The sequence below is a fragment of the Pseudomonas sp. S2_A02 genome, assembly GCF_054668495.1.
Genome location: NZ_CP162776.1, coordinates 2,020,092 through 2,036,765 on the forward strand (window position 1 = coordinate 2,020,092; position 16,674 = coordinate 2,036,765).

Annotated in this window: 14 protein-coding genes; 4 read left to right on the forward strand and 10 right to left on the reverse strand. The window is 58.6% G+C overall.

Annotation, left to right across the window (positions count from 1 at the left end; translation table 11 throughout):
* The first annotated feature begins 19 nt into the window (after positions 1-19).
* On the forward strand, positions 20-724 hold the full coding sequence (gene lapG, locus AB4O41_RS09235) for a cysteine protease LapG (RefSeq protein ID WP_460147389.1): 705 nt from the start codon (positions 20-22) through the stop codon (positions 722-724).
* Positions 725-746: 22 nt separating this feature from the next.
* On the forward strand, positions 747-2,687 hold the full coding sequence (gene lapD, locus AB4O41_RS09240) for a cyclic di-GMP receptor LapD (RefSeq protein ID WP_460147390.1): 1,941 nt from the start codon (positions 747-749) through the stop codon (positions 2,685-2,687).
* Between the two features lie 85 nt (positions 2,688-2,772).
* Here the strand turns inward: lapD and AB4O41_RS09245 are convergent, their stop codons facing one another.
* The 5 genes from AB4O41_RS09245 to AB4O41_RS09265 form a co-directional block, all read right to left on the reverse strand.
* On the reverse strand, positions 2,773-3,828 hold the full coding sequence (locus AB4O41_RS09245) for an AI-2E family transporter (RefSeq protein WP_095051697.1): 1,056 nt from the start codon (positions 3,826-3,828) through the stop codon (positions 2,773-2,775).
* A 68-nt stretch (positions 3,829-3,896) separates the two neighbouring features.
* The gene (locus AB4O41_RS09250) at positions 3,897-4,703 is read right to left on the reverse strand and encodes a DUF4892 domain-containing protein (RefSeq protein ID WP_460147393.1); all 807 of its coding nucleotides are present in this window, start codon (positions 4,701-4,703) and stop codon (positions 3,897-3,899) included.
* 8 nt (positions 4,704-4,711) lie between these two features.
* Positions 4,712-5,371, reverse strand: coding sequence for a glutathione S-transferase family protein (locus tag AB4O41_RS09255; RefSeq protein ID WP_367374657.1), 660 nt, complete (start codon positions 5,369-5,371; stop codon positions 4,712-4,714).
* A 50-nt stretch (positions 5,372-5,421) separates the two neighbouring features.
* On the reverse strand, positions 5,422-6,276 hold the full coding sequence (locus AB4O41_RS09260; RefSeq protein WP_460147395.1) for an alpha/beta hydrolase: 855 nt from the start codon (positions 6,274-6,276) through the stop codon (positions 5,422-5,424).
* On the reverse strand, positions 6,273-7,079 hold the full coding sequence (locus AB4O41_RS09265) for an alpha/beta fold hydrolase (protein WP_460147397.1): 807 nt from the start codon (positions 7,077-7,079) through the stop codon (positions 6,273-6,275). The genes AB4O41_RS09260 and AB4O41_RS09265 overlap by 4 nt, the downstream gene beginning before the upstream one ends.
* 224 nt (positions 7,080-7,303) lie before the next feature.
* On the opposite strand from AB4O41_RS09265, the gene AB4O41_RS09270 reads away from it, so the two are divergent.
* Positions 7,304-10,105 carry an RHS repeat-associated core domain-containing protein gene (locus tag AB4O41_RS09270; RefSeq protein ID WP_460147399.1) on the forward strand — a complete coding sequence of 934 codons (2,802 nt, stop codon included), beginning with the start codon at positions 7,304-7,306 and terminating at the stop codon, positions 10,103-10,105.
* A 40-nt stretch (positions 10,106-10,145) separates the two neighbouring features.
* On the opposite strand, the gene AB4O41_RS09275 is transcribed toward AB4O41_RS09270, so the two are convergent.
* From AB4O41_RS09275 to AB4O41_RS09295, 5 genes are all read right to left on the reverse strand, one after another.
* A complete protein-coding gene (locus tag AB4O41_RS09275) occupies positions 10,146-10,589 on the reverse strand; it encodes a hotdog fold thioesterase (RefSeq protein WP_258616561.1) in 444 nt (147 codons plus the stop codon).
* 32 nt (positions 10,590-10,621) lie between these two features.
* Complete coding sequence (locus tag AB4O41_RS09280; protein WP_460147401.1) at positions 10,622-12,289, reverse strand: AMP-binding protein; 1,668 nt, start codon at positions 12,287-12,289, stop codon at positions 10,622-10,624.
* 211 nt (positions 12,290-12,500) lie between these two features.
* The gene (sixA, locus tag AB4O41_RS09285; RefSeq protein WP_460147403.1) at positions 12,501-12,953 is read right to left on the reverse strand and encodes a phosphohistidine phosphatase SixA; all 453 of its coding nucleotides are present in this window, start codon (positions 12,951-12,953) and stop codon (positions 12,501-12,503) included.
* A complete protein-coding gene (locus AB4O41_RS09290) occupies positions 12,950-13,297 on the reverse strand; it encodes a DUF4389 domain-containing protein (protein WP_095051689.1) in 348 nt (115 codons plus the stop codon). The genes sixA and AB4O41_RS09290 overlap by 4 nt, the downstream gene beginning before the upstream one ends.
* A gap of 30 nt (positions 13,298-13,327) precedes the next feature.
* Positions 13,328-14,353, reverse strand: a complete 1,026-nt coding sequence (locus AB4O41_RS09295; RefSeq protein ID WP_460147405.1) for an NAD(P)H-dependent glycerol-3-phosphate dehydrogenase — start codon at positions 14,351-14,353, stop codon at positions 13,328-13,330.
* A gap of 196 nt (positions 14,354-14,549) precedes the next feature.
* Here AB4O41_RS09295 and AB4O41_RS09300 point away from each other — a divergent pair, with 196 nt between their 5' ends.
* On the forward strand, positions 14,550-16,673 hold the full coding sequence (locus AB4O41_RS09300) for a TonB-dependent receptor plug domain-containing protein (RefSeq protein WP_460147407.1): 2,124 nt from the start codon (positions 14,550-14,552) through the stop codon (positions 16,671-16,673).
* Position 16,674 lies beyond the last annotated feature (1 nt).

Sequence of the window (16,674 nt, forward strand, 5' to 3'; positions counted from 1 at the left end):
TGCACCCGAGCAGCCAGACATGTCCCGCAGTCCGCGTAGTCCAGGATGGTCAACGCTCCGACTTCGGTTCGGCGGATGGCTGCTGCTGACGAGTTTTCTACTGGCAGGGTTGGGCAGTGTCTGGGCCGACTGGGACTTTGCGCAGATTCTGCAGACGGCCGAAAAACGCTACGGCCCCCTTGGCCTGGCCCGGGGACGGATCGAGGCCTGGAGTCAAATGCTGCAAAGCGAACGCAAGCAGCCTGAGCGCGAACAACTGAACGCGGTCAATCGCTTCTTCAATCAACAACTGAGCTTTCAGGACGACACGCGTATCTGGCGTCAGACCGATTACTGGGCCACGCCCGTCGAATCTTTGATCAAGGGTGCCGCCGACTGCGAGGACTACGCCCTGGCAAAATATTTCAGCCTGCGACACCTCGGAATTCCCAGCGAGAAACTGCGCATCACCTACGTCAAGGCACTGACCCAGAACCAGGCGCACATGGTGTTGACCTTCTACGGCAGCCCCACGGCCGAGCCGCTGGTGCTGGACAACCTGATCGACGAAATCCGTCCCGCCTCCCAACGCAAAGATCTGCTGCCGGTGTACGCCTTCAACGCCGAAGGCCTGTACTTGCCGGGAGCCAATGGCAAACGCAGCAGCGACTCGAAAAAATTGTCGCGTTGGCAAGACGTGTTGAAAAAGATGCAATTTGAAGGGTTCGCCGTGGGCGAAGGCTAGCCGCTATTGCAAGGAGCGTTTTATGTCACTGCGCAAACAGTTGTTTCTCGCCATTTGCCTGTTCTTGCTGGTGGCTTTCGGCGGCAGTTTTTTTGTCAGCCTGGAAAGCTCTCGCGAACAGATGCTCAGCCAGTTGCGCTCCCACGCTCAGGACGCCGCCACGGCGCTGGGCTTGTCATTGACAGCGCAGATCGACGACCCGGCGATGATCGAGTTGATGGTCAGCTCGATTTTCGACAGTGGTTATTTCAGCAGCATTCGGGTTGTCAGTATTGTGGATGAACGAGTGTTGGTGGAACGCAGCGCACCGCCGCAAATCGAGGGTGTTCCCGGCTGGTTCATCAGCCTGGTTAATCTGCACCCACAGGGTGGCGATGCACTGATCATGCGTGGTTGGGAGCAAGCGGCGCGGGTCGAAGTGTTGAGCAATCCGCAGTTTGCCTTGGCCAAACTCTGGGACAGTACCCTCGGCAGCCTGATCTGGTTGCTGATTTGCGGACTGCTCAGCGCTGTGTTTGGTGGCTGGCTGTTGCGCCGGCAATTGCGCCCGCTCGATAACATGGTCAAACAGGCTGAAGCCATCAGCAAACGCGAATTTCGCAGTTTGCCGAAACTGCCGCGCACACCGGAACTCAAACGCGTGGTGCTGGCCATGAACCAAATGGTCGAGAAGCTCAAGGCGTTGTTCGCTGAAGAGGCCGCGCGCAGCGAAAAACTGCGCTCCGAATCTTATCAGGACAGCCTCACAGGCCTGGCCAACCGGCGCTTGCTGGATGAACAACTGGCCGACCAATTACTGGTTTCCGAGCAAAGCCGCGACGGCCACTTGCTGATGTTGCGGATCAACGACCTGATCGGGCTCAACCAGCGCCTGGGTGGCCAGCGCACCGATGCCTTGATTAGCACGGTCGGCGAACTGCTCAAGCGCCTGACGCAACCACCGGAACGTCGCACCTGGCTCGCGGCGCGCAATCGAGGTGGAGAATTCAGCCTGCTGACACCGGGCCTGGACAGCAAGGATGCTGCACGCCTGGCTTCCGAAATCAGCGCTACCCTGGAAAACCTGCGCCTGACCGGTGCCAGTGACTGCATGCCCGTGGCACATCTGGGCGTGGTCGCCTATCACCCCGGCGAGCCGGCGAACGGCGTGCTGCTGCGCCTCGATCAAGCGCTGACCCAAGCCCAGCAACACCCCGAGCGGCCGTGGATACACATGACCCATTCCGATACAGAGCCGAACCAGTCCCAACACGACTGGCGCAGCTGGATCGACGACGCGCTGACCGAGGGTAAGATGCAGCTGTATTTTCAACCGGTGGTGCAGTGCGCCGATACCAGCCAGGTGCTGCATCACAAAGTCCTCGCGCGCCTGCTCGACCCGCAAGGCGAGGCGATTGCCGCCGGGCATTTCCTGCCGTGGATCGAGCGCCTTGGCTGGTCAGCGCGATTCGATCTGGCGATGCTCGAAACCACTCTCGAATATCTGGCCGCCAACCGTTGGCCACTTGCGTTGAGCCTGTCCGGCAGCACCCTGCGCGATCAGACCCAGCTCAAACTGATCTGCGACATACTTGAATCACTGCCGGAACTGGCGCCGCTGCTAACCCTGGAAATCGACGAACGCCAACTGCCGCCCCCCGAAGAACTGCAACGCCTGAGTCACAGTCTGCTCAACACCGGTTATCGCATCGGACTGCAGCACTTCGGCGGCAGCTTCAGCCAGATTGGTAACCTGACGCAGTTGGGGCTGGCTTACCTGAAAATCGACGGAGCCTACATTCGAGGTATCGATGAACAGACTGACAAGCGCCTGTTCATTGAGGCGATTTTCCGGGCGACCAACAGCATTGATTTGCCGTTGATTGCCGAGATGGTGGAGACGCAGGGGGAACTGGAAGCGATTCGAGAACTGGGGTTGTTTGGGGTGATGGGAAGACTGATTGGGCCGCCGGAGCCGATGTGAGTCGCAAGGCCCGCACGATCAGATACACCGCGTCATCGTTCATCGCGAGCAAGCCCGCCCCCCAAAGGTGTTCAGTGCCAGCGCCTCAGGGCCGGCGATCCTCAACCCGAGCCTGACTCTTGCTCCAATCGGTCAACAGGCTGTAAGCCACGGCCAGCAACGTCGGGCCGATGAACAGACCGATAAACCCAAACGCAATCAACCCGCCAAACACCCCGAGCAACACAATCACCAACGGCAAATTCCCACCCCGACTGATCAGGTACGGCTTAAGCACGTTGTCGACCCCGCTGATGATGAACATGCCCCAGATCCCGAGGAATACCGCCATCCCATACTCGCCCTTCCAGGCCAACCACGCCGTGGCCGGAATCCACACCAACGGCGGCCCCATCGGAATCAGGCTCAGCAAAAACGTCACAATCCCCAGCACCAGCGCCCCAGGCACGCCGGCAATCAGGAAGCCGATCAACGCCAGCACTGCCTGAGCCGCCGCAGTGCCGATCACCCCGTTGACTACACGCTGCACGGTGCCCGCCACCAATTCGATGTAATAGCCTGCGCGGTCACCGATCAACCGTTCCAGCAACCCATGGACAAATACCGCCAACCGCGGCCCGTCCCGGTAGAAAAAGAACACAAAGACAATGCTCAGCGCCAGCTCAAGGATGCCGCCGCCGATCTGCGCACTGCGCGCCAGCAACCAGTTACCGACCTGACCCAGATAAGGCTTGATCGCCAGCATCATCGCCGCGCCTTGCTGATCGATGCTGTTCCAGATCCCCACCAGCCGCTCGCCGACCAAGGGAATACTGCCCAGCCAGGTCGGTGCTTCAGGCAGACCATCGACTTGCACATCCTTGATGAACGCCGTGGCATCGCGCACATGGTCCGCCAGGTTGAAACCCAGCCACACCAGCGGTGCTGCCACCAGCAGCATCCAGCCCAGCGTCAGTAACAGCGCCGCCAGGGATTCACGGCCATTGAGCCAACGGGTCAACAAACGCATCAACGGCCAACTGGCAAATGCCAGCACCGCGCCCCAGAACAGCGCCGACCAAAACGGCGCCATCACCCAGAAGCTCGCGCCAAACAGCACCAGGAGCAGAATCTGCACCAACAGCCGATCGTTATTGGGCATGTAATGTCTCGAAAAAGTCAGTCAGCAAAGAGTAGGCGAACGCGCGAAACGCGCTCGCCCAATGAAGCTTATCGCAGCAGCTCGAAGTGCAGGCCAGAGCCTTCGACGTTGCCGGTTTCCATCCGTGCCGACCGCACACCCTGGCCGATCATCGCCTGGCGCCAGGCTTCGGCATTGGGCCCCGACACATTGACGCGCAATGTGGTGTCCAGGTTGAGACCTCGAGAAATCAAACGCAGCCAGGTTTCGTCAGGGTCGCCGTTGAGTTTGGGGAAATCGAGTTCACCAGTGCTTTTGAGCTGTCGCAGCAAGGTCGCAGAAGTTGGCAGCAAATCGCCCAATGGTGCGGCAGCGTCGAACTGCTCGACGTGCAGATAGGCTTTGCGATTGCCGCGAGTGATGCTGTAAAGCGCCACCAGCGTGTTGTCTTGAGGGGCTGCCAGACGCAGCAGCAAATAGGCCTGCTGGTTATCGGCGCCATACAGCTTGGCGTTGCCGAAGACTTCATTGGCCCACAGGCTGCTTTCGCCGCAATCACGTGCCTGACACCAGAACAGCAACTCGGCGCCCTGCTTTTGCAAGGCTTCGCGGGCGGCGGTAAAGGCATCGGTAGAGGAATGCTCCGGTGGCAGCTCGTAGGTCACCGAGGTGGCGTGCCCACGGGCGCTGACCTGACCGTCGAAGCGCAACTGACCGCTGATCTTGCGGATAGAACCCAGCGGGTAGATCCGCTCAAGCTCGACAGCCGGGCGATAGTCCACGATCTGTGCATCGGCCATACGCGGCACGATCGGCAGGTCCTGACTGCCAGGGATATCAGCGGCAAATAAAAGAGGACTGAAACAACACAGCGCCAGCAGAGTGAGTGAACGCATGGATAGACTCATCGAATCAGCATGGCCTGGGCACCCTTGATGACACTGGCGTCATCGATGCGCTCGGGCACCAATAAACCGCGTTGTACCGCAGGGCGCGCCTCCATTGTAGCCATCCAGCGCTGCAGGGCTGACAAGCCTTCCACCGCGACACCGGACCATTCATGGCCACGGACCCACGGATAAGTGGCAATGTCGGCAATGCTGTACTCGCCCGCCAGAAACTCTACGGCTTGCAGACGCGTGTCGAGCACTTCATACAGGCGCCGGGTTTCATGTTGATAACGGTCGATGGCGCCCTGGAGTTTTTCCGGAAAATAGCGGAAAAACACGTTGGCCTGGCCCTGCATCGGGCCGATTCCGCCCATCTGGAACATCAGCCACTGCAACACCACCGAGCGCCCCTTGGGGTCTTGGGGCAGCAGTTTACCGGTCATCTCGGCGAGGTAAATCAGGATCGCGCCGGACTCGAACACGGCGAAATCGCCATTGGCACGGTCGACAATCGCCGGAATACGCCCATTGGGATTGATCTTGAGGAAGCCCTTGGACTTCTGTTCCTTTTTGTCGAAACTCAAGGCGTGCACCGTATAGGGCAGGCCGAGTTCCTCGAGCACGATAGAGACCTTGTGGCCATTCGGGGTCGCTGCGGTGTACAGATCTATCATGGTTGTCTCCCATTTCAACCCGCCCAGCCTCGACAGTTGCCGGGCGCAAGTCAAGGAACGGCGAAGAACCGATTGAAACAGTCTGCGACAAGGTCGGCACCGGGTTCGTCATTCAGGTGCAAATGATGGCCGCCAGGCAACTGTTCCTGGCTAAAGGGTAGACGCTCCAGCAACTCGGGATGTTTGGCGAGCATGCCGTCAGCCGCGACTACCAGGTGTGCCGGGCAACTGACGCGCTGGACGAAGGCCATCGCCTGTTCAGTGGTCAGACGTAGCGGTGACGGCAGGGTCAGGCGGTTGTCGGTGCGCCAGGTATAACCGCCCGGCACCGGCATCAAGCCGCGTTGCGCCAGCAGTTCGGCGGCTTCACGACTGACCGCCACCAAGCCTTTCATTCGCGCCTCGATGGCGCGGTCGAGGGTGTTGTAGACCGGTTTGCGTTTTTCCCGCAGATCCAGCTGCGCTTGCAGGGCCATGCCCATGCGCTCGGCGGCGTTTTCGCCTTTGTCTGTAGGAGGAATCACGCCGTCGATCAAGGCCAGATGGGTCACCCGTTCCGGCAACGATCCGGCCAGCACCAGCGAGACGATCGCTCCCAGGGAATGCCCCAACAGAGCAAAACGTTTCCACCCCAACTGCTCGGCCACTTGCAGCACGTCATGGGCGTAGTCCCACAGCGCGTAACCGGCGCCGTTCGGTCGATGCCCCGAGTGACCATGCCCGGCCATGTCCAGTGCGATGATACGCAAGCCTTTGAGCTTGGGAGCCAGCCGGGCAAAGCTGTTGGCATTGTCCAGCCAGCCGTGCAAGGCAATCACCGGCAAGCCGTCCTCGGGACCGAACAAGTGCGCCGCCAACTCGATATGCGGCAGGCTCAGGCGAACTTCTTCGACAACGTTGCTCATGCGCAATCCTGTTGGCTGCGACCTGCCCAGCGACTGAACAGATTCTTCAGCAGCGTGGCCGTGTCTTGTGGACGTTCGAGAGGAAACATGTGCCCGCCGGGCATGGTCAAGGATTCGCCCAAAGGCATGCGCCCGACGGATCGGGCGTGATGGCGCATCACCACGCGGCTCTTGTGCCCACGGACCACCGCCAGCGGCACTTTCAACTGCCATGCCCGACCGGGGCTGGTGTGGGGCACGCCACGGTAGATGCTGATTTCCGTGGCCGGATCGAAACGCAGGCGCAGCTTGCCACCGACATTTTGCAAACCATGTTGCAGATAGGCGTCGAAGCATTCTGGATCGAAGCCACGAAACAGGGTTTTACCGGCGAAATACAATCGGGCCGCGTCCAGGTCGGCAAACTCTTCCCGTCGGCCCAACGTGCGGCCGGCGGGGGTCAGCCTATCGATGAAACCGAAGCGCTTGGCGGCACGGATCACCCATTGATCGGCGCGGGTCAGCACCGGTGAATCGAGCATTACCACGCCGCGATACAGCTCAGGGCAACGCAATGCAGCGTGCAAATGCAGTACGCCGCCAAAGGAGTGACCGACGCCCCAGACCGGTTCCGGTTGCTGCTTGAGGTGATGAATCAACTCATCCACCAGATTATTCCAGTTGTCGTCCGCCGGAAAACGCGGATCGTGGGCGTGCTGCTCCAGATGCGTCACCTGATACTCGGGCGCCAGCGCCGCGAACAACTTGCCGTAGGTCCCCGAAGGAAAGCCATTGGCGTGGGCGAAAAATATCTGTTGCGACATACCTGCAAATCCATGAGCGAGAACGGGGGTTGATTGTCCGTAAGACCGTGTCCTACAGCAATGACCGTAACTGACAGGAATGATGACAGCGTCGTTTCATCGATGGAAAACAATCCGGGCATTCTTCGAACGCCTCACTTACCTGTTATTTCTGACAGTTGACACGTCGGGAGCAACCGAGAATAACTGTGTCCGACACGAAGCTGTTTCTGGAGGCTGCTTCCATGCACAGAAAAACCCCGACAGTCTCCGTGAAGGATCCGCGAGGGCTCAATGTCGCCACTGTGTCCTACTACCGCGACACACTCGGCAAGCCAGCAGAACCTCGAATTTACCGTCAATCCTATAATGCCGCAGGTCGCCCGACGATCAGCCGCGACCCTCGTTTGTACAAGCTGCTTGAGACCGAGCCAGACGCCCGGCCAAACCTGCTGACAGTTTTCAGCCTCACGGGTGCGCCCCTCTACAGTGATAGTGTGGACGCGGGCAGTCGGCTGGTCTTGTTCGGCATGGCTGGTCAAAATCTCATGAGTTGGGACAGTTTGCCCACTCAAGTCAGGACCGACTATGACCTATTGCTGCGCCCCGTCAAAACTGTCGAGCAAGCTCCAGACAAACCAGCCAGAACCCGTGCCTTTTACACCTATGGTGACGCGACCCAGGAAACTGCCTCACGCAATCAATGCGGTCAGCTGATCCGTCATGATGACAGTGCCGGCACCGTGCATTTCACAGCCTACTCGCTGACCGGTGGAATCAACTCGCAGGTCCGGCATTTTCTCAAAAAATTAGACGAACCAGACTGGCCGATTGATGAAGCCGAAAGAAACCTGTTGAACGAAACAGGTATCGGCGCGATCACCCGCAATCACTACAACGCCCTAGGGTTCGCAATCAGCCAGGAAGATGCCCGAGGCAACGTCCGGTTCTCACACTTAAATATCGCCGGCCAACTCAGAGAGACAGGTCTGAAACTCGCCGCACAAACACAAGAGAAATCACTGCTGAGCTTCATCGACTACAACGCTTTTGGCAGCATCGAGCGGCAGATCGCCGGCAATGGCTTGATCAGCGAAGCCTGTTACTCCCCACTCGACGGCCGTTTGCTTGAGCTCAAGACCCGACTGCCCGGCAAATCATTGCTGCAACACTTCAGTTACAAGTACGACCGGGTCGGCAATATTCTCAGCATCAATGATGCGGCACTGCGCACCTATTTCTTTCGCAATCAGAAAGTCGAACCAACCCGTACCTTTGCCTATGACTCGTTATATCAACTGATTGAGGCAAAGGGCTGGCAGCGGGCCAACAGCCAGATGGGTCCACAACCGCCAGACTTCGAGTCACCACCTGACCCCGGGCAATTGGAAAACTACTGCCAGACCTACACGTACGATGCAGGTAGCAATCTGACCAAGCTGATTCACAGCGCTGCCAGCCGCAGTCAGACGCAGCGCATAGGCCTCTCCAAATACAGCAATCGGGGCCTGCCGCAAAAGGACAATGGCGAATTACCCACCGAGAACGAAATAGCCGCAGGATTCGATGCCAACGGCAATAAGAAACTACTGCAGCCAGGTCAGAATCTGACCTGGAGCTTGAATAACCGTCTGCAGCAAGTCGATCAGGTGGTGCGCGAGAACGCTCCAAATGATACTGAAATCTACATTTATGACGAAGCCGGTCAGCGTCAACGGAAAATCCGCATCGCTTCCGCCGGCACTTTAACGCGTACTCACGAGACGCGATTTTTACCGGGGCTGGAAATCCGTACGTCGGCTGATGAAGTTTTGCACGTTATCTCTGTGCAGGCCGGATGCTGCACAGTGCAAGTTCTGCATTGGGAAAAAGGCGGGCCATCAGCCGATGCGCAGAATCAATATCACTACAGCCTGAATGATCACTTGGGTTCCAGCACTCTGGTATTGAACGATCAGGCAAAGCTGATCAGCCTGGAAAGTTACTATCCGTACGGAGGGACTGCATGGTGGGCCGGAAACGACAAAATTGAAGCCAGTTACAGAACCATTCGCTACAGCGGTAAGGAGCGCGATGCAACCGGCTTGTATTACTACGGTGCCAGGTACTACTCGCCTTGGTGGCAACGCTGGCTCAATCCGGATCCTGCCGGAACCGTTGATGGTCTGAATCTTTATCTGTTTGTCCGAAGTAATCCTGTGACCTTTGTCGACTCTGATGGTCAGGCGCTCACAGAGGCTATAGAGGCTTTCGATCACATGTTGCGCAATGGGTCAGCATGGAAGCAGATTGATAACGGGCAAGACGGCCTGACTACCTTCCAGCAACAGTCCAGGAAAAATATCAGGCAACTTGAAGAGCGCCTTGGTGAATCAATCGAACTGGACTCTGCCGAGACTCTTTTTCTCCAGGAATTCAGCGACAGCTCATTCCATATCGTCCACTTTTCCAACCAGGATCTTCGCATCAATGATGTGGTTGAACTCTTCTCCAGAAAACAACTGATCGAACGGCAGTTGGTATTCAATGAAAACAACACAGCGGAGGGCGACTTGACCTCATTGGGAACTGACGATTTTGTTTTCTTTTCATTGGAAGCACAAAACGAGCCGGCCAAACCCAGCAGCCGGTTCGGTGACAAGCGCTACAGAGCACCCTTTTCAATACTGCAGGAAAGCGGTCAGGCCGAGCATTCCATGCTCCAGAGTCTCGATATCATATTGCCTACAAGCAGACCAAGGGCAGCCCCTGCCTGGGTAAAAGATGCCCACGCGTATGGAAGAGACTTCGCGTTGAGGGACAACGAGAATGAAGATACCCAACGTCACGGAGCGATGTTCGTGGGGCAGCAAGACATGATTCGCGGAATGGGACTCAACGTCATGATTGATGTTTTAACCTACGCGGAAGAGCCGGGAGACACACTCTATGACGTGTCTGCCGACGCCTTGATGAACTCCCTTTATCGCCCTCAGGTGTTGGTTCCAAACAAAGTCCGATTGAAACCGTCTCAATACAGCTATCAACAAACACGCAAGCCGCATTGAGTCTCTACACCCGAGGTCTCTTTCGCTGGTGCAATGATTCTCACCGTGCTGGCGGTTGTTCCCCCAATGGAACAACCGCCATGGTCAACCGCGACACACAACTCGCCTTGCCCTCATCGCTGGTCAAACGGATGTCCCAAACATGCGTTGTGCGCCCGATGTGAATCGCCTTGGCCACTGCCGTCACTCGTCCACTGCGCAACCCGCGCAAATGGTTGGCGTTGATTTCCAGGCCCACGCAATAAAACTTGCTGGTGTCGATGCACAGAAAACTGGCCATCGAACCGACGGTTTCGGCCAGCACCACCGAGGCGCCGCCGTGCAACAAACCATAGGGCTGGTGCGTGCGATGGTCGATGACCATGCTTGCGGTCAGGGACTCGTCATCGAAGGCTTCGAAGCGAATATCCAGCACTTCGCCGATGGTGTTTTTCTGGATTGCGTTCAACTGCTCGACGTTGGGAGTAGTGCGCCACAGACTCATCGTTACGTTCCTTTGTTGGAGTTGTTCGTGGCTCAATCCTGCCACAGCACCGCCTCGCTGCGCTCGCTCCATTCTGCAAACCGAGCACCGTAAGCCGCTTCGATCATGTTGCGCTTGATCTTCAAGGTCGGTGTCAGGAAGCCGTTTTCCACTGCCCAGCTGTCCTTGACCACCACCAGCTGACGCAAGCGCTCATGCTTGTCGAGAACGCCGTTGACCTCCTCCAGCAGTTTTTCCAGGCTTGAATGCAAACCCGCCCTCGCCGTTCCGTTGGCATCCTGCTGGCCGACCGCCGACAACACGCACAAACCCAGTGGCGCGCTCAAGCCATCGCCCACCACGCACACTTGTTCGATCCGCGAATGCACTGCCAGGCGATTTTCGATCGGTGCGGGGGCAACGTATTTGCCCTTGCTGGTCTTGAAGATTTCCTTCAATCGCCCGGTCAAGCGCAGATTGCCTTCGGAGTCCTGTTCGCCCTTGTCACCGGTACGCAAGAAGCCATCCTCGATGATGGTTTCGGCGGTTTTCCCGGGTTCCTTGAAATAGCCGAGCATGGTCGCGCCGCTACGCACCAGCACTTCACCTGACGGTTCGATGCGCACTTCAACTTCCGGGCATGGCTTGCCGATCCAGCCGGGTTTGTTCTGACCCGGCAGGCCGATGTGGGAATAACCGCAACTTTCGGTCATGCCGTACACCTCCAGCACATCCAGCCCCAGTTTTCGGTACCAGCGCAGCAAGGTCTGCGGCACTGGCGCCGCGCCGGACAAGGCGATGCGTAAGGCGTCTAGCCCCAGCCCGGCGAGAACTTTGTGCCCTACACGCTTGCCTATGAAGGGCAGGCCGAGCAGGAAGTCGAGACGTTTTTCCGGGATCTTGCTGTAGACGCCCATCTGGAATTTGGTCCAGATCCGCGGCACGCCGAACAGCGCAGTGGGCCGGGCACGTTTTAAATCAGTGAGAAAGGTATCGAGGCTCTCGGCGAAGAACACCGTTTGCCCGGTGTAGATCGATGCCAGCTCGACGAACATCCGCTCGGCGACGTGGCACAGCGGCAGGTAGGACAGCAGGCGATCCGACTCATTCAGGCCGAACAGCTGTGTGCCGCGAGTGGTGGCAAATCCCAGCGTGCCGAAACTGTGCATCACGCCTTTGGGCTGGCCCGTGGTGCCGGAGGTATAAATAATGGTCGCCAGTTGATCGGCGGCGGGCTTGGGGTCGTCCTGAATTGGCGAACTGCGTTGCAGATCGGCCCAGCTGAAATCGAAAGTGCCGGCCGGGCACAATGGCAGGCTAATGGTTGGTAGATCGGATCTGACCCCGACGGACATACCCGGCCAGTCATCCAGCTTGCCAATGAATGCCAGCGTAGCTTCGGAATGATCGAGCACCTGGGCCACGGAATCGGCAGTCAGATTGGGATACAGCGGCACCGAGACATGCCCGGCCATCCAGATTGCCAGGTCGGCGATGATCCAGTGGGCGCAGTTTTTCGAGATCAGCGCGATGTGGCTGCCTTGCGGCAATTCGCGAGCCCGCAGCCAGTGGGCAGCACAGCGCGCCTGATGACCGATGTCGGCCCAAGTCAGCGTCTCGACCTGGCCGCCCCCCATTGGCTGGACCAGAAAGCGTTGGCGAGGATGACGGGCTTCACGCTCGTAAAAGGCGTCCAGTGGCAAACGGGAAGCAGCAGACATGCGACTTGCTCCTTTATTTTTGATCTGGAGCAAGCGTAGTCAACCAAGCAAGTGCTTGGTTGACTATTTCACACAAAAAAATCAGGAGCGACACTTAACCTGTGGGAGCGGGCTTGCTCGCGAAGAGGGAGTATCAGTCGACACCGTTGTTGCCTGACACACCGCTTTCGCGAGCAAGCCCGCTCCCACATTAGCCCGGGTTCGTCGGGAACTATGGGTGCTTGATGCCGTTGAGCTTCATCGACCCGATCAGCAGTTCATTGTTCTCCAGCTCGGCCAGGCCGGCGGTGCTGACTTTTTCCGGTGGATAGCCGGCGCCGTGCTGCAGATAGCTCAGCAGGTTGCCCACCAGCGGATTGTGACTGACCAGCAGGACATCACTCACCGATACAAGCTGCTCCGCCACCTTGTCCGGATCGGTATCCGGAGTCAGCCATTCGACGGTGCGGATCTCTGGCTCGAAACCCAGCGCCTCACGCACCAGCAAAGCCGTCTCCTGAGCTCGCAGGAAAGGACTGGCATAAATGGCGGTGAGCGGCTTCCCGATCAATTGGGCGGCAGTGCGCAACACCTCTTCACGCCCCTTGACGGTCAATGCCCGCTCGGAGTCCGGACGAGTACCGTGAGGTTCGGCTTCGCCATGACGCAATACCCAGAGTTTCATAATTTCGGTTCCTCATCTCGGGCCGGATGCGGTGCTGGCGCCACAACGTGCGGGGCTTCACCTTCCGGTGTACGCGGCGTCGGCCAGTCGGCGAACGGCCAGGGTTTCTGGTCGCTGTGAAAGCTGCCGAAACGACCAATCTGCGCCAGAAACTGGCTCAGGCTGTCGCCGAAGTTCATCAAACTGGCGCTCGGTGCGCCATAAATCAAACGATAGATCAGCTGCACCAATACCACCGCACCGAGGATCAATTGCGCCACTTGCCAGACCAGCACATAGACAATCATCCACAGCACTCGCAGCAGGATGGATTCGTACTTGGCTTCTACTTTCTGATCGTTCATGTCTCAGTCCGTTCCTATTGAGTAGAGGGTTCAGTTGAAACCGCTGGTTGAGATAAAATCGACGTCGGTTTTCGGCTCGCCACGCATCAGCAGGGCGATCACCTGATCAAGCGTGCGTCCTTCGAACAGAATCGCATGCAATCCAGCGACCAATGGCATATACACGCTCGCGTCCTGAGCCTTGGCCTTGAGCACCTTAAGGGTGTTCACGCCTTCGGCGACTTCGCCCAGACGCGTCACCGCGTCTTCCAGGCTCAAGCCCTGGCCGAGGGCAAACCCGACCTGATAGTTGCGGCTTTTTGGCGACGAGCAGGTGACGATCAGATCGCCGACACCTGCCAGGCCGAGGAAAGTCATCGGGTTGGCGCCCTGATTCACCGCGAAGCGGGTCATTTCCGCCAGCGCCCGGGTGATCAGCATGCTCTTGGTGTTTTCACCCATGCCCAACGCCACCGCCATGCCGGCGATGATTGCGTAGACGTTTTTCAGTGCCCCGCCCAGCTCCACGCCAAAGCGGTCGGCGCTGGCGTACACGCGAAAGGTCCGGCCATGCAGCGCTTCCTGAACCCTTTGGCAAAGCTCTTCGTCTTCACTGGCGACCACGGTGGCGGTCAGCGCGTGTTCGGCGATTTCACGGGCCAGATTCGGGCCCGACAGCACGCCGATGCGCGCTTGCGGGGCGATTTCTTCGAGGATCTCGCTCATCAGCTTGAACGTATGGGCTTCGATGCCTTTGGTCAGGCTCACCAGCAGTTTGCCGCTCAAACGTTCGGCGTGAGGAACCAATACCGAGCGCAGTGCGCTGGACGGCAGCGCGACGAAGCACAGGTCGCAGGCCTCCAGGGTGGCTTGCAGGTCCGTGACCGCCTCCACCGCCGGAAGAATCTTGATGCCTTTGAGGTAACGCGGGTTCTCACGATTGACCCGAATGGCCTCGGCCTGTTCGGGGTCTCGCATCCACAGCCGGACCTGATGCCCATTCTCGGCCAGCAGATTAGCCACGGCGGTACCAAAACTTCCGCCTCCCAGGACCGCAATCGGGCGCTGTTCAGTCATATGCAATCCGTTAATCCATACCAGTGGAGATGCCGGCATTATACGGAGCAGCCCGGTGGCGGCCAGCCCCAGCATCAATTACCGACTCTTGTAGGAAGAAGACCAAGAAAACCGAGGAAAATGCCCACAACGTGACTGGAAAAGTCTTTTCGCTCGGTTAACATGCGCGCCAACTAATCGCTATCAAGGCCGTGCCGTGTCTTTTGGCTTTCCCCATCCTCGCTCGCCGATGGTATTGGCGCTGATCTTCAGCTCGCCATTGCTGGCCGACGACCTGTTCCTCGACAATGATCCGTTGCCGCAAGTGCTGACGGCGACGCGCTTGAAGCAGTCGCCTGCGGCCGTGCCGGGGAGCATGACGGTGGTCGACAGCGAACTGATCAATGCCAGCGGCGCGCGGGACATCAGCGAGTTGCTGCGGCTGGTGCCGGGAATGATGGTCGGTAATATCAGCGGCAATCAGGCGGCGGTGAACTATCACGGCACCAACGCCAGCGAAGCGCGGCGCATGCAAGTGTTGATCGACGGCCGCTCGGTGTACCGCGCAGGCCTGGCCACGGTGGACTGGAGTGATATTCCGGTGGCCATGGAAGACATCGAGCGCATCGAGGTTTTCCGTGGCCCGAACACCGTCAGCTACGGCGCCAACGCGCTGATGGCGGTGGTCAATATCATCACCCGTAAACCCGCCGACAGCCACGGCACGCGGCTGAAAGTCACCCGTGGCCAGCGCGGTATCAATGATTTCTACGCCAGCCAGGGCATGGGCTGGGACAGCGGCGATTTGCGCCTGTCGTTGTCTGGCCAGCAAGACGACGGCTTCGACTCGGACCGCACCGGCGCCGATTACCGCGACAGCCGTCGCTTGAACCGCTTCAGCCTCGCCGTCAGCCAGACGCTCGATGAAAACCAGAGCATCGACTGGCAACTGAACGCCAAGGACGGGACTAACCAGCGACCCTATACCTACCGTCCGGTGTTCTCGGGGATTACCGCCGCCGGGGACAATTCTGACGTCATCGCCAAGGACTATGCCGGCTCGCTGCGCTGGAACCTGGACATCAATCCCGATCACAGCCTTTATATTCAAGGCTCGGCGCAACATTGGGATCGCCAGCAGACGTGGCGCGCCTGCGATGCCGAGGTCTCGTTCAGCCCGGAGCTGACCCAACTGTGGCAACTCAACCCCAATTACACCGAACGTCTGGCGCGTAACATGCTGGGCTACATCGGTTCCGGCGCACCCGCGGGCACTGAGGCGGAACGTGCGCTGGGCAATCAGGTATTGAGGCAATGGCAAAACGGCGCCCGGCAAACCCTCTGCGGCGACATTGACCAGAGCGCCCGGGAATCACGCTACGACCTCGAACTGCAAGACACACTCAGCCTGTCCGACAGTCTGCGGTTGGTCAGTGGCATGAATTATCGTTACGACCGGGCCAATTCCGAGACCTACTTCAATGGCACGCTCGACGACACCACCTGGCGAGCGTTCGGTCAACTCGAGTGGCGTGCCACCGAACACTGGTTGTTGCAGGGCGGGGCGATGTATGAAGACTCACAATTGACCGGCAACTCGCTGACCCCACGGGTGGCGGTCAATTACCTGATCAATCCGCGCCATGGCTTGCGCGCGGTGTATTCGGAAGCCATCCGCTCGCCGGACATGTTCGAAAACAACGTCAACTGGAGCTACCAGGTAACCAACTTGCGACCCAGTGCGTACGGCCAGACCAGCGCCCGCTATTTCGTCAAGACCCGTGGCCCGGGCGACCTCGAACAGGAACGCATGCGCTCCCGGGAATTGGGCTATAACGGCTACTTCGCCGAATGGGGACTGGCGGTCGACGTGAAGCTGTTCTATGACGAAATCACCGGCATGATCAGCGAACCGCTGCGCAACAACCAGTACATCGCCAGCAACTCGAACAGCTCGCGCTTCAGCGGGACTGAAACCCAGCTGGATTGGCGCCTCAGCAGCGCCGATCGTCTGCGCCTGACTTATGCCTACGTCGATGCCGAGGCGAGCAACCCGCTGGATGCACAACAGACTGCGCGCAACAGCGGGTCCGCCGGCTGGCTTCGTAACTGGGGCCTGGGTTGGAACAGCGCGCTCTTCTACTATGGTGCCGACACTCTCAACGGTTATCGCTTCGAACGGATCGACACCCGCATCGCCAAACGCATCGGTTTGGGCAAGGCCAATCTGGAGCTGGCCGGGGTCCTCCAGCAACGCCTCGACAATCAGCCCACCACCTTCGTCGACAACCATTACGACGAACGCCGGGTGCTCTACTTCAGCGCGGAGCTGGAGTTTTAAG

Coding starts and splice junctions, on each gene's coding strand:
- sixA (WP_460147403.1), bottom strand. CDS start 12,953: ATGAAACTCTGGGTATTGCGTCATGGCGAAGCCGAACCTCACGGTACT.
- AB4O41_RS09280 (WP_460147401.1), bottom strand. CDS start 12,289: ATGTCTGCTGCTTCCCGTTTGCCACTGGACGCCTTTTACGAGCGTGAA.
- lapD (WP_460147390.1), top strand. CDS start 747: ATGTCACTGCGCAAACAGTTGTTTCTCGCCATTTGCCTGTTCTTGCTG.
- AB4O41_RS09270 (WP_460147399.1), top strand. CDS start 7,304: ATGCACAGAAAAACCCCGACAGTCTCCGTGAAGGATCCGCGAGGGCTC.
- AB4O41_RS09260 (WP_460147395.1), bottom strand. CDS start 6,276: ATGAGCAACGTTGTCGAAGAAGTTCGCCTGAGCCTGCCGCATATCGAG.
- AB4O41_RS09250 (WP_460147393.1), bottom strand. CDS start 4,703: ATGCGTTCACTCACTCTGCTGGCGCTGTGTTGTTTCAGTCCTCTTTTA.
- AB4O41_RS09295 (WP_460147405.1), bottom strand. CDS start 14,353: ATGACTGAACAGCGCCCGATTGCGGTCCTGGGAGGCGGAAGTTTTGGT.
- AB4O41_RS09245 (WP_095051697.1), bottom strand. CDS start 3,828: ATGCCCAATAACGATCGGCTGTTGGTGCAGATTCTGCTCCTGGTGCTG.
- AB4O41_RS09290 (WP_095051689.1), bottom strand. CDS start 13,297: ATGAACGATCAGAAAGTAGAAGCCAAGTACGAATCCATCCTGCTGCGA.
- AB4O41_RS09275 (WP_258616561.1), bottom strand. CDS start 10,589: ATGAGTCTGTGGCGCACTACTCCCAACGTCGAGCAGTTGAACGCAATC.
- lapG (WP_460147389.1), top strand. CDS start 20: ATGTCCCGCAGTCCGCGTAGTCCAGGATGGTCAACGCTCCGACTTCGG.
- AB4O41_RS09255 (WP_367374657.1), bottom strand. CDS start 5,371: ATGATAGATCTGTACACCGCAGCGACCCCGAATGGCCACAAGGTCTCT.
- AB4O41_RS09265 (WP_460147397.1), bottom strand. CDS start 7,079: ATGTCGCAACAGATATTTTTCGCCCACGCCAATGGCTTTCCTTCGGGG.